Below are 12,716 nucleotides of genomic sequence, written 5' to 3' on the forward strand. Positions count from 1 at the left end.
ATGGCTGTCGATTCCAAAAAGGGATTTGTCGGAATTGATCTCGACAAAAACGGCGGGGAAGTGACCACCGCGATCATCGAGGCGATCCGGCAGGACAACCAAGGCGTGGAACTGAACGATTTCAATGTTTATGTCAAGGTGAAAGCGCCCGGCCAGATGGTGATCCGGCGGGAGACGGTCGAAGAAAAACTCGGCCGTGACTGGTCGATGGATGAGTTGCACATTTTCATGTCGTCTTACTTTGGTTTTATCGAAGATTGGGACGAAAACCGGCTATTGATCCGCTGGAACAACGCGGAATAATTCGGGCCGGTTTCGGGAAAGAGGAGGCCGACGATATGGCAAAAATGGGGGTTGCCCAAAAATACCGAGCTTTAACGCGGGATCTGATGTGGGATCCGAAAGCTGTCGATCTGAAGAAGATCTATCCATTGATCGAAGCGGAAGGGATCCGGATCAAAGACCCGAAACGGTGGGAAGATCCGTTTCGGATGACCTACGATCAATATGTGAGAATCCAATCGGAGAAAGACCATTTGCATCATGCGATTCGCGCCGCGTACGAAGCAAATCAGGATCATGCACGCGTAATTGACGGCCGCTGGTTCGAAGGTGTAAAAGCGTTTGCGGTGGCGGTACAGCCGGCTGAGTATTCCGCGCACCGCTTGATGGCCTACATCGGGCGCAACATTCCGATTGAGGCGATCCGGTTTGCCACCTTCAACCAAGCGCTGGACGAACTGCGCCACGCACAGATCGAGATTAAGCATTACGCTCACATGAGTAGATATTATGACGGTTTTCACGCTTATGCCAAAACAAATGAAAACCATTGGTTCAACACCGTTCCGAAATCATTTTTTGATGATGCGTTGACGGCCGGTCCGTTTGAGGCTCTGATTGCCATCGCTTTTTCGTTCGAATACGTCTTCACCAACATCCTTTTCCTGCCGTTTGCTGCTTCCGCCGCCGCTGTGGGAGACGAGCATTTTGCGGCTGTCGGCAAAAGCGTGCAGTCGGATGAATCGCGGCATATGGCGCTTGGCATGGCGGCTCTCAAGATGCTGTTGGAAGAGGATGACCGCAACATTCCGATCGTCCAAAGATGGCTTGACAAGTGGTATTGGCGGGCTTATCGCATCTTTTCCGTCGTGGCGACACTGGTGGACTATTATCCGCGCGTTCGGGCGATTTCCTGGAGAAAGGCGTTCGAGATGTATGTTGAGGATCAAGTGTTTGATGGCCTGTTCAGGGATCTGGCGAAATATGAAATTCGTCCGCCGCGAAACGCCGAAGATTCGATTCGCGAGAAAAACCATTATTCCCATGCGACGATGCGGATTCTGGAACATTACAAACATGCGAACTATTTCCGCGGATTCAAGTTGCAGCCCGACGATTACGAGTGGTTGCACAACGAATATCCGGATACCTTTGAACGGTACTACGCTCCGTTTTTCCGAAAAATGGACGACCATGTGCTGGCTGTTGCCGCGCCGAGCATTCCGGCGGCATGCGCCGTTTGCGAAATTCCGACGGAATTCCCCGATCCTGACAACCCGACACAGTTCTGGACGCAGTATGCGGAATACAACAACAAAACGCATATCTTCTGTTCGCCTGGATGCAAGCAGATTTTTCTGGAGGAACCGCACAAATACATTCAGTGGTGGTGGCCGGGAGAAGCGTATTTGTCAGGGGAATTTGGCAAAGAAGTGCCGGGTGACTTGTTTAAATATTTCGGATTTTCCCCAGAAGAAGCAAACGAGTTCTACTCGTCCCGCGATTATCAACGCTGGTTGAGATACCGTGAAGAACTCGGCCTGAACAAGGAGTTTACGGTTGTATAGGAGGTGGTGCGGGATGTATATCATCTGGTTGCGCAATCTGGCGGATGACCGGTTTACGGGGCAGCAAGGAATACCGGCAGATCCAAAGATGACCGGTCAGGAGTTGGTGCAAGCCGTTTTCCAAATGTGGAACATGCAGCCGAGGCCTTGCCGTCTGTTCCGGGTCCATCCCGACGGAAACAGGGAGATCGATTTGGACAAAACGTTGCAGGAGAGTGGTGTGCGCAACGGCGACCCGATTGACTTCATTGTCGCATAGCCAAAACTCTTACCATGGGGACCGTTGGCAAATCCCCCATTCCGTAACGTCTTCATGCAAGAAACCAGTCACAGCTGGAAAGTTGGAGGAGCTTGGGAGGGCTGTTATGACAAAAAAGACGGTGCAGTTGAATTTGAAACATCTGCTGCGGGCTGAGGCGGCGGAAGGAAAATTGTTTATCAACTCGCACAGAATGGTGTTGATTCCAACTTCCGCCTTGGGAATGATTCGGCGTGACCTGGTCAATACGATGGGGATGGAACGGGCGAAAGGGTTTTTGCTCCGCTACGGTTATGCGTGGGGACAAAACGATGCCAGATCCGTTCGGGCCATGCCTTGTTGGGAGACAGAGCAGGAAATGATCTTGGCCGGTCCCATGCTCCACACTTTGGAAGGCGTGGTGAAAGTAACGCCCGAGGTGCTGGAAGTCGATTCAAGCAACAGAACTCTGTACATGAAAGGAGTTTGGGAGAACTCCTACGAAGCGGAGGAACACATTCACCAGTTCGGATTCAGCGAATCGCCGGTATGCTGGACGCTGGTTGGCTACGCAAACGGCTATTTGACGGAATTACTGGGCTTCCGGGTGATCGTAACGGAAAAGATGTGCATGGGAAAAGGGAATCCGCATTGCGTATTCGAAGCCCAGTCGATTGACGCAAAGGATCAAAAATGGGCGGACGAACTGCGCTATTATGAAGCGGAGTCGCTATCCTCCGAATTGGATCGGGCATACAAACGGATTGAGATGCTGAATGAAAAATTGATGCGTTCCTTTGACATTCACAAATCGCTGACGGATCTGGTACTACAAGGCAAAAAGTTGGAAGACATTTGCCGTACGGTCAGCGATATTCTGGATGCAAGCGTATACGTCCAGTCTGCCGGCGGCGGGATTGTTGCGGAGTATTGCCGGAATCCGGCACACGCCGAGTACTGTCAGTCTTACCGTTCCGGTACTGGGGCAAATCCAGAACCGCAAGGAGTGATGAACCGGGTACCGATTGTCGCCCATCAGGAGCAATTTGGCTCTTTTGTTGTAGTTGGCGAGCGCGATTTGGACACACTTGGGCATATGGTTCTGGAACGGGCGGCTCTGGTTTGCGCGATCACGATGTATTATGACCGAATCGCCCTTGAATCGGAGCGCAGAATGAAGGGGGATTTTCTAGAAGAGCTTTTGTCGCGGAATGTCGACCGGGAAACGATTTTGCGACATGCGAAAGGAATGGGGTATGACGTTCAAGCACCGCACCGGTTTGTGGTAATCCAAGCGGAGCCTTTTACGCAATTGGAAGAAATCCGTTCTTTTCTGTGCGACAAAAATACCGCTTTGAATGCGGTCGTACGGGAAGGAAAACTGGTGCTGCTCTTGCCGGAAGCGGTTTTGTGGGAACGTCAGGCACCGATATCCGATTACCTGATTTATCTTCGCAAACAGATTGAGGCGAAATTTCGCCGTTTGGAGCTGTATTTGGGCGCCGGTAGGGCTTATACGGATATGGCTCAATTGGTCAAAAGTTATGAAGAAGCTCTTGCCTCGTGCAAATTTGTCAGCCGGGCCCGCCTGGGAGAAACGCGGGCGATGGCATATGAACAACTTGGGTTTGTTTCCGTACTGCTCCATACGGACGAACCCGCAAAGTTGGCCGATTACTACCGGCGCGTGATGGGGAGTTTAATCGACTATGACTCAAAACACAATTCCGATTTGATTTTGACGTTGGGAGCCTACCTTGAGCTGGGATGCAACCTGCGTAAAACCGCACAAATATTGAATGTGTCGAACACGGGACTTCGCTACCGGCTTGAGAAAATTGAAGAGATCGCCAAGGTTGACCTCGATGACGGCAACGACCGGCTTAAAATGCATATTGGAGTGCAGATCTACCGGCTTTTTAAAGACTTTGAATGAAAGTGCCCGATTTTTCGTTCCCCGCATACCATTTGCAGCGAATGATGAAATTCGGGGAGGAATTGGGATTGCGAGGTGAAGGCTGTGATCAGTATGGCGACGGCGGCGGACCTGATCCGACTTTCCGAAAAACTGTATAAAGCGTGGCGCAACGGGATACCGATCGATCCGCTCACGCAAAGTTACCCTCATCTAACGGTAAACGACGCCTATGAAGTGCAGTTGGACATCATTCAGCGCCGACTGGAGGACGACGATGAGGTGGTGGGGCATAAAATCGGCTTGACCAGCCGCCCGATCCAACAGATGTTTGGCGTGAACGAGCCGGACTACGGGCATCTGCTGCGCTCGATGATGTTTTCCAGCGGCAGCGAATTGACGGCGAAGCTGATTCAACCGAAAGCGGAGCCGGAAATCGCATTCGTGTTGAAAGAGGACTTGCAGGGGCCGAATCTCGATGTGCTGGATGTCCTTCGTGCCACCGCGTACGTGGTTCCAACCATTGAAATCATCGACAGCCGGATCAAGGACTGGAAAATTAAGCTGCCTGACACCATTGCCGACAATGCTTCTTCCGGCTGTTTTGTGGTTGGCGATATGGCCGTGCCGGCGATCGGATGTGATCTGCGGACCGTCGGGATGATCATGAAACGAAACGGCGAGATTGTGCAGACCGGGGCAGGCGCCGCCGTTCTGGGACATCCCGCGCGGGGAGTGGCCTGGCTGGCCAACAAATTGAGCGAGTTCGGTTCCTATTTGAAACGGGGGCAGATCATTTTATCAGGTGCGGTGTCGGCCGCCGTGGATATTGCGCCAGGCGACCGTTTTGACGTGACATTCGGCGGACTTGGAACCGTAACGATCAAGATTCCCGGATAGGAGTCCGAACAATTAGGAACGATCCATGTCGGGGTCGGACCTTCTTTGATGAGGAGGTTTCAAATGAATCTTGCAGCGGGAAAAACCGCGATGTATCTAATCAGATTGGAGCCGAGCGGGCGCGAATTCGTTTGTAAGGAAGGACAGACTCTGCTCGACGCGGCCATCCGTTCCGGTTTGCAAATTCCTTACGGGTGCCGGCACGGGAACTGTTCCGCCTGCAAAGCGCAGGTTCTGGAAGGCGAGTATCAACTGCTCGGTCAGGTTTCCGAATTTGCGCTGCTCGGTTTTGAACGGGACGAGGGGTATGTGCTGCTTTGCAGCACAATTCCGGAAAGCGATCTGGTCGTGGAAGTGGAAGAAGAGAATGATCCGGCGCTCCGTTTTTTTCCGGTTTACGATTTTCGGGCGAAGGTCGAGCGGACAGTCGATTTGACGCATGATATCAAAGGTGTTTATTTGCGGCTTGAGGAACCGGCGGATATCCCGTACGCGGCGGGGCAGTTTTTTGAGTTTGAGATCCCGGGGTTGCCGGAGACAAGAGCGTACTCGATGGCTGGACGCTATGTTCCCGGCAATCTGTTGGAGTTTCATGTGAAACGGGTTCCGGGAGGCATCGGGTCGAACTATATGTGCGATTTACGGGAAGGTTCGACGGTGGCCGGATCAGGCCCTTACGGAAAGACACAGTTGCGTGACCGCAATAAAAATCTGTTGTTTGTGGCAGGCGGATCGGGGATGGCTCCGGTCAAAGCGCTGATCGAAGAGTTGTTTGAACAGCCTTACCGGCACGAAGCGTGGTTTTTTTACGGCTCCCGGTCCGAGCGGGATTTGTTCTTCATGCGGGAATGGACGGAGTTTGCGGCCAAACATCCGAACTTTCATTTTGTTCCCGCTTTGTCCAATAAGGCTCCGGAAGACCGGTGGACGGGCGAAGAAGGCTACATTGCGGACGTCGTCAGCCGCCATTTTGCGCAAATGGGCAACATGGACGCTTACCTCTGCGGGCCGCCGGTGATGATCCAGTCCACCCTGAAAATGCTATATAAATGTGGGTTGCGAAGTTCCAACATTTTCTATGACGAATTCTGAAATGTGGAGGCTGCCGCGAAGGATGCGGCAGCTTGTTTTTGTGACCTATCAAACCGGTTTGCGATAGTTGCGGAGAATGTTGGCCACATAGTTGCGGGTTTCGGAGAACGGCGGAATGCCGTTGTATTTGTCGACATTTCCGGGGCCCGCGTTGTAAGCCGCCAGCGCAAGCGCCACATTCCCGTCATACCGGTTGAGGAGATTTTTCAGATAACGGGTCCCTGCGTCGATGTTCTGCGCCGGATCATACGCGTTCGTAACGCCCAGCGATTTTGCGGTCGCAGGCATCAGCTGCATCAATCCCATCGCCCCTGCCGGCGAGGTCGCATCGATCCGAAAATTGGATTCCTGCCGGATGACCGCCCGGATCAAATCGGGATCGACTCCGTATTTGGCGGCCGATTTTTTGATCAGTGCGTCGATATCCACAGGGATTGCGGAAGCTGCGGGAGTTTCAGATGTGCGGGATGTGCTTTGCGCCGGCAGACCGTTCGCCACGGGGGTTGCCGTGACCATAACTCTTCGTGGCAAGGGTTTGGGTATGCGCGGCAGTGTTTCCGAAGCCGCCGGTACCGGCTCGGAGGCCTGCTCGGCAAGCAAGGTGCTGAGGTATTCGGCGAAAAGATCCGGTTCCGCCGTCCGCTCGCCGGAAGGCAGCGGCATGGCCCGCAGCGCTTTCATTTGCAGATAGGCACCCAGTACTTTTGCATCCATCAGGGGAAAAGCCTCCTAACACCTTCCGCCCCAAAATGCTGTGGCGGGTAAGTTGGCCATTCGAAATATGTACTGTCAACAGTTTACTAGATTCCCCGCAAAAGGTAAACTGAGTAGAGTAACGGTGTGTAGAGTAACGGTGAGTAGGGGAATAGTTCAGGGCCCGCGGTCTTTGTTTGTGAAACGGATCAGGAGGTGCCGCAGCTTGAAACGTTTGATGCAGTATTTCGTCAACGGCATTATCACGATCGCGCCGATCGGTCTCGTCCTTTATGTCGTGGTGCAAGTGTTTGATTTTCTCGACAACCTGTTGGGGCAATTTTTAAAAGAACGGATGCAGGCCTACATTCCCGGCATCGGTTTGTTGTTGAGCATTGTCATGATCACGCTGGTCGGGTGGCTGGCGACGCAATATGTCTCCAGATCGGTTCTGCAATTGGTGGAACGTTTTATCGGCCGTATTCCGATCGTCAAGAGCCTATATTCCATCATTAAAGAAACCATTCAATCTTTCTTTGGCGAGAAACGCTCTTTTTCGCAAGTGGCGTTAATCCGCATTCCCAACACATCGATGCGGATGATCGGGTTTGTCACATCGGAGGGAGTGGAAAAATTGTCAGCCAGTCTACACGGTCATATTGCCGTTTATATCCCGCAGACGTTTCAAGTGGCGGGCATGACGGTTCTCGTTCCGAAAGAGGACGTGGAATTGCTTGATATCGCCACGGAAGACGCCATGCGTTTTATCCTTTCGGCGGGGATGAGCGGTTCGCAAAATAATGTCAAAAAAACGACAATTCCTTGACTTGGTTTGACATAACAAGAATAAAAAGATTAGAATGATATCAGGAAAATTGGAAGGGGCAGGTGAAGACGATGCAACGCACGGGATTTGAAGAAACAATTGCGGAGCTTCGTGCCAACGGTGTCCGGTTGACGCCGCAACGGCAATGGATTCTGCGGTATTTGAAGGAAACCCACAGCCATCCAACCGCGGAACAGGTCCACCACGAAGTCTCGAAAGCATTGGGCGGCATTTCCCTTGCTACCGTCTATAACACCCTGCATACGTTGACCAGAATGGGAGTCATCCGGGAGTTATCGTACGGAGATGGGTCAAGTCGTTTCGACGGAAATGAAAAGGAGCACGCGCATCTGGTTTGCGAACAATGCGGAACGGTTCGGGATGTGGAGTCTCCCGTCATGGAGGAAGTGCTTCCGCCGGCTGTCGCTCAGTGCGGATTCAAAATACGTTCGTACCGGCTTGAGTTTTACGGGCTGTGCGAAGAATGCCAATCATCCGGTAAGCAGGTTTCGGCGAACAACTGATTGTGCATTCGTGAACAAGCGGATGAAGTTTATAGCAACAAAACGCTGATGCTGCCATCAGCGTTTTGTTTTTTTAAAAGAATTTTTTGCGGTCTCGCTCCTCTTTGAGAAGTTCGACCGCTTCCCGGAAGCGCTGGGAATGAACGACCTCCCGTTCCCGCAGGAACTTCAGGCCGTCCCGCAAATCGGGATCGTCCGTCAAATCGATCAGCCACTGGTAAGTGGCCCGGGCTTTTTCCTCGGCGGCGATATCTTCGTAAAGTTCGGCGACCGGATCGCCCTTTGCCTGGATATAGGCCGCCGTCCAGGGAATGCCGGCCGCGTTGCCGTAAAAAAGGGCTTTGTCATGGTTGGCGTAATGGGCGCCCAGACCTGCCGCCTCCAGTTGTTCGGGAGTCGCGTCTTTTGTCAGCTTGTAGACCATGGTCGCGATCATCTCAAGGTGGGCAAGCTCTTCGGTTCCAATGTCGTTGAGGATGCCGATGACTTTGTTCGGCACGGTATAGCGTTGATTCAAATAGCGCAAGGCGGCGGCCAGTTCCCCGTCCGCCCCGCCGTATTGCTCCATCAGATATTTGGCCATCTTGGGGTCGCATTTGCTGACGCGGATGGGATACTGCAATTTCTTTTCGTAAATCCACATGTTTTTGCTTCCTCCTTGCGGCTAGACTTGCCAAGGCCAGGGCGCGTCGTCCCATTGCCAGGGAGAGTCGGAATAGCTGTGCCCGAAGTGCAGCAGCGGACCATAGCAGGACTCGAACTCTTGCGCGATTTTCCAACGCTGCTGTACATGCTGGTTGTATTGGCGGATCGCGTGGGTGTCATCCGGATGGGTGTCGAGGTACAAGTTCAGCTCAACCAGGAGGAAATCCAGTGCCTGCAGTTGGTGCAGGAGTTGATAGTATCGTTGATCCATCGTGCGCTGTTCGCTCATCGGTCATCCCTCACTCCTTCCAGATCGCCGCGGCCTTCGTAAGGGCTGTACAAAATCGGCCACAATACGCCGTATTTCAAAGCTTCCCCCGGTGAAAACTGCGGCAGGTTGGGAGGTTGGAAGCCCAAAAACAGGTTGGGAGGCACGACATACGTCTTGACGAGTTGGGGCGGACAAGGGTCAAACGGCCCGACGTAGGGGCGATACGCCCGGATTTGCGGATGCAATGGGGAACCCTCCTTCACATGGGAGTTAGACATTTTACCATATGTCAAATACCCAGGAGGGGTGTTGGGCGGGAGCCCCTTTTTTGGTCGATGGAAAGAAATTGATAAAATTTTATCCGGTTTTCTTTGAATCCCGCAACAGCCATTCGATTACGATCAGATCCCCGTCTTTTAAAGGAGTTGAGAAATCGGCTTTCTCCCCGTTCAATTCCATCCGCAGGTCAATCGCGCCCGCCGGCCTTTCCCTGTCGACATGCACATGCTGAAAAATATGGGAAAAGACGGGCAGCCACGGCTCGCGGCGAACCGTAACGGTGGCGAACTCCGGCAACCATGCGTCGAGGTCGGCCGATTCTCCGTTCAGCTCGACGGCGGGAGCCGGTCCGTGCAATTGCACCCGGTCGCCGTTGACGATCACTTGTATGCTGTGGGGCTCCAATTCCTCCGGGCGCAGGATGTCGCGGATTGTCACAGTTGAGCGGTCGCTGTCCGCAATCTCGATTTCGTCGCCGGATTTTACCGTGGCATGCAGCGGAGCGGGAACTCCGTTGACGAGTATCCGGGCGCCTTCACGGCGAGCGGTCCGGATTTCGCCGTTGACGGTAGCCGACACCGTATGGTCACGGAACTTTTCCGGCGCGAAGCCGAGCAACGGCAAGACGTCAATCAATGTTTCCGGCATATGAATCGCGATTTGCGCCCGGTCGATCAGTGCGGTGTCCGGCTGAACGATTTCGCCGTTCATCCGGATGACAGCATGGAGTTCCCGCTCTTGTCCATTGACCTTTACCCGCAGCGGCGGGCATTCCGGCAGAATGTCGGAGATGGTGCCTTGCGCGTCCTCACCGGGCCGGCCTTCAATAATTTCAATTTCATCCCCGTGCCGGATGAAGTCATCCAGATGGGCCGGCTGTTTGTTGAGCAGAATGGTGGCCGGAGTGCCAAGCGTGCCTTTTAACGTTTTGACCAGCCCGTGCACTTCGACGGTGAGCGCCATGCCGGGGCGGCCGTGCAGTTTGCGGATGTCGATGTCGGCGGCAAGCAGGGCATCGCCGATGGTCACCTGCCGAAATTCAAACAGCCGGACAGCTTGTCCGTTCACGCGAATGGAAACGGACGAGACCGGCGTATGGATTGCCGCCAACGCAATGCCGACCGGGGTGACGGCGTCCGGACCGGCCAATTTTTCGTGTTTGGTGAGAAGCTGTCCGATGGCGTCGGCCCCGCGAATCACAACCCGTTCCTTCGGCAGGCCGAGCAGATCCGCCAGCCGTTCGCGCAAAAGCGGGGTCTGGGAACCGCCCCCGACCAGCATGACCGCCTGCGGGGATTTGCCGTTTAACTGCAGGATCTCATTGGCGATTTTTTTGGCGAGATCGGTGACTTCCGGGTCGATGGCGGCGATGATTTCCCGTGCCGGGTATTCGCTTGAAATCCCCAAAACGTCGCTGAAGGATACAGTGTCTTGCAGCAGAAGCTGCCGTTTCAGGGTTTCGGCGACGGGGAAGTCCAACAAGTATTTGTGCGACAGCGCTTCCGTAATCTCGTCCCCGGCACAGGGAACCATCCCGTACGCGGTGACGGTTCCTTCCGCCGTGACCGCGATGTCGGAGGTGCCGGCGCCCACATCGACCAGCACCAGGTTTAACTTGCGCATGGTGGACGGAATCAGGGCATTGATCGCTGCAATCGGTTCCAGCGTCAAGGCGGCCATTTCAAGGCCGGAGCGTTCGAGGGCGAATTGCAAAGAGTCGATAACCACACGCGGCAAAAAGGTGGCGATGATTTCGACGCTGGCGTTCAGTCCGAGCTGGCCGACCAGGGAACCGATCGGGGCATCGTCCAGCATGTAATGGATGACCGTATAGCCGACGCAATGATAGCGGGCGGCGTCCGGCATGACGGCCTGCAATTCCCGTTCCGCCTTTTGAACGGCGGAAAGCTCCATCGCCAGCACTTGATCTTTGGTCAGCCGTTCGCCGCCGGTTTCGCGTTCAACCTTGGAACGCACCGTCTTGAGGGCGCGGCCGGCCGCCGCTACCGCTACCTTGCGCAAAGGACCGACTTGTTGTTCCAGCTTGTTTTTCACCTTTGTGATCACGGCGGCAACTTGCTCCACGTCATGGATCTGGCCGTCCAACATGGCGCGGTTTGCGTGTTCCAGCTGTTCCACCGCCAGGATCGCAAGCCCTTCTTCGCCGTATTGTCCGACAAGTCCCACGACGGAACGCGTTCCAATATCCAATGCAAAAATCAGGTCACGATCCGCCATCGCTACCCCTCCTTAACATCCAATCGGTCATTTATCGAATCGTGTAAGTGAATCCCGCATCGCTCAGTCTCTTAAGAATTCGTCCGATGTGGTTCCGATCCCTTGTTTCCAAATTGACTTCCACTTCCGCTTGTCCCAGCAGGATTCGCTCTCCCATCCGGTGATGGTGGATGGAGATGACGTTCGATTTTTCTTCGGCGAATATTTTCGCCATGGTGAAAAGGATGCCGGGACGGTCCGGCACAATCGTCACCAAGCGGAGGTAACGGCCGGCCCCGACCAACCCGCGTTCGATAATCTTGGACAAAAGATTGACGTCGACATTGCCGCCGGATAGCAGAACGGCGATTTTTTTCCTGCGGAACGGGATTTGCTTGTCAAGCACGGCAGCCAGTCCAACTGCGCCGGCTCCTTCGACGACCGTCTTGCTGCGTTCCATTAAAAGCAGCATCGCTTTTGTGATCTGGTCGTCATCGACGGCCACCACGTCATCCACATACTGGCGGACCAGATCAAAGGTCAAGTCGCCGGGGCGTTTCACCTTGATGCCGTCCGCGATGGTTTCCACGTATTCCAGGGTGCGGATTTCTCCGGCCTGCAGGGAGGCAAGCATGCTGGCCGCCCCTTTGGCCTCGACGCCGATGATTCGGATATCGGGTTTCAACAGCTTGGCGGCTTTGGCGACCCCTGCCGCAAGGCCGCCTCCTCCAATCGGAGTTACGATCGCGTCCACATCCGGCAGTTCCTGAAGGATTTCCAGAGCGATCGTGCCTTGGCCGGCTATGACGGCGGAGTCGTCAAAGGCGTGGACGAAGGTCATCCCGTTCGCTTCTTGCAGTTGCTGCGCGTACTGGAAAGCGGTGTCGTAGTTAGCCCCGTGCAGTACCACTTTCGCGCCGTAGCCGGTTGTCGCTTCGATTTTTGTCAGCGGCGCTCCTTCCGGCATCACGATCGTGCATGGGATTCCCCAGTTCTTTGCCGCAAAGGCCACGCCTTGCGCATGATTTCCCGCCGAAGCGGCGATCACTCCCCGTTTGCGTTCTTCCGGCGCAAGCGAGGCGATTTTATTGTAAGCTCCCCGGATTTTAAAAGAGCCCGTCTTCTGCGTGTTTTCCAATTTCAAATAGATCTCGTTGTTGGAAAATCTGCTGTAGGTGCTGGAGTGAACGAGGGGCGTCCGATGGATGACGCCGGCGAGAAGTTGCCTCGCGGATTCAAAATCTTTGATTTCAAGCATGGCGACCT

Annotated in this window: 14 protein-coding genes; 8 read left to right on the top strand and 6 right to left on the bottom strand. The window is 54.1% G+C overall.

Translation table 11 applies throughout. The annotated features are described in order from the left end of the window. From AC4ED1_RS05215 to AC4ED1_RS05240, 6 genes are all read left to right on the top strand, one after another. Complete coding sequence (locus AC4ED1_RS05215) at nucleotides 1–303, top strand: MmoB/DmpM family protein (protein ID WP_490936385.1); 303 nt, start codon at nucleotides 1–3, stop codon at nucleotides 301–303. Between the two features lie 35 nt (nucleotides 304–338). After that, the gene (locus tag AC4ED1_RS05220) at nucleotides 339–1,850 is read left to right on the top strand and encodes a YHS domain-containing protein (protein ID WP_490936387.1); all 1,512 of its coding nucleotides are present in this window, start codon (nucleotides 339–341) and stop codon (nucleotides 1,848–1,850) included. 13 nt (nucleotides 1,851–1,863) lie between these two features. After that, entirely contained in the window at nucleotides 1,864–2,109 is a 246-nt protein-coding gene (locus AC4ED1_RS05225) for a hypothetical protein (RefSeq protein WP_490936389.1), read from the top strand. Nucleotides 2,110–2,215: 106 nt separating this feature from the next. Next, nucleotides 2,216–4,024, top strand: a complete 1,809-nt coding sequence (locus AC4ED1_RS05230) for a XylR N-terminal domain-containing protein (protein ID WP_490936391.1) — start codon at nucleotides 2,216–2,218, stop codon at nucleotides 4,022–4,024. 93 nt (nucleotides 4,025–4,117) lie between these two features. Then, nucleotides 4,118–4,903 (top strand): 2-keto-4-pentenoate hydratase, encoded by a 786-nt coding sequence (locus tag AC4ED1_RS05235; RefSeq protein WP_490936551.1) that lies wholly within the window; start codon nucleotides 4,118–4,120, stop codon nucleotides 4,901–4,903. Between the two features lie 63 nt (nucleotides 4,904–4,966). Then, a complete protein-coding gene (locus AC4ED1_RS05240; protein ID WP_490936393.1) occupies nucleotides 4,967–5,995 on the top strand; it encodes an NADH:ubiquinone reductase (Na(+)-transporting) subunit F in 1,029 nt (342 codons plus the stop codon). 48 nt (nucleotides 5,996–6,043) lie between these two features. Here AC4ED1_RS05240 and AC4ED1_RS05245 read toward each other — a convergent pair whose 3' ends face one another. Then, complete coding sequence (locus AC4ED1_RS05245) at nucleotides 6,044–6,709, bottom strand: lytic transglycosylase domain-containing protein (protein ID WP_490936395.1); 666 nt, start codon at nucleotides 6,707–6,709, stop codon at nucleotides 6,044–6,046. 205 nt (nucleotides 6,710–6,914) lie between these two features. Between AC4ED1_RS05245 and AC4ED1_RS05250 the strand changes: the two genes are divergently transcribed. Beyond that, nucleotides 6,915–7,514: a DUF502 domain-containing protein gene (locus AC4ED1_RS05250; RefSeq protein ID WP_490936397.1), complete on the top strand. Its 600-nt coding sequence runs from the start codon at nucleotides 6,915–6,917 to the stop codon at nucleotides 7,512–7,514. A gap of 71 nt (nucleotides 7,515–7,585) precedes the next feature. Then, a complete protein-coding gene (locus AC4ED1_RS05255; RefSeq protein WP_490936553.1) occupies nucleotides 7,586–8,038 on the top strand; it encodes a Fur family transcriptional regulator in 453 nt (150 codons plus the stop codon). A 73-nt stretch (nucleotides 8,039–8,111) separates the two neighbouring features. Here the strand turns inward: AC4ED1_RS05255 and AC4ED1_RS05260 are convergent, their stop codons facing one another. From AC4ED1_RS05260 to ilvA, 5 genes are all read right to left on the bottom strand, one after another. Then, entirely contained in the window at nucleotides 8,112–8,681 is a 570-nt protein-coding gene (locus AC4ED1_RS05260) for a manganese catalase family protein (protein ID WP_490936399.1), read from the bottom strand. A 21-nt stretch (nucleotides 8,682–8,702) separates the two neighbouring features. Next, nucleotides 8,703–8,972, bottom strand: coding sequence for a spore coat protein CotJB (locus tag AC4ED1_RS05265; protein ID WP_490936401.1), 270 nt, complete (start codon nucleotides 8,970–8,972; stop codon nucleotides 8,703–8,705). After that, on the bottom strand, nucleotides 8,969–9,199 hold the full coding sequence (locus AC4ED1_RS05270; protein ID WP_490936403.1) for a spore coat associated protein CotJA: 231 nt from the start codon (nucleotides 9,197–9,199) through the stop codon (nucleotides 8,969–8,971). Before AC4ED1_RS05270 ends, AC4ED1_RS05265 begins: the two co-directional genes overlap by 4 nt. Nucleotides 9,200–9,311: 112 nt before the next feature. Next, complete coding sequence (locus AC4ED1_RS05275) at nucleotides 9,312–11,471, bottom strand: cell division protein FtsA (protein ID WP_490936405.1); 2,160 nt, start codon at nucleotides 11,469–11,471, stop codon at nucleotides 9,312–9,314. 31 nt (nucleotides 11,472–11,502) lie between these two features. Then, nucleotides 11,503–12,708 carry a threonine ammonia-lyase gene (ilvA, locus tag AC4ED1_RS05280; RefSeq protein ID WP_490936407.1) on the bottom strand — a complete coding sequence of 402 codons (1,206 nt, stop codon included), beginning with the start codon at nucleotides 12,706–12,708 and terminating at the stop codon, nucleotides 11,503–11,505. Between the last annotated feature and the right edge of the window lie 8 nt (nucleotides 12,709–12,716).

This window comes from Effusibacillus sp. SKA8, from assembly GCF_058273125.1.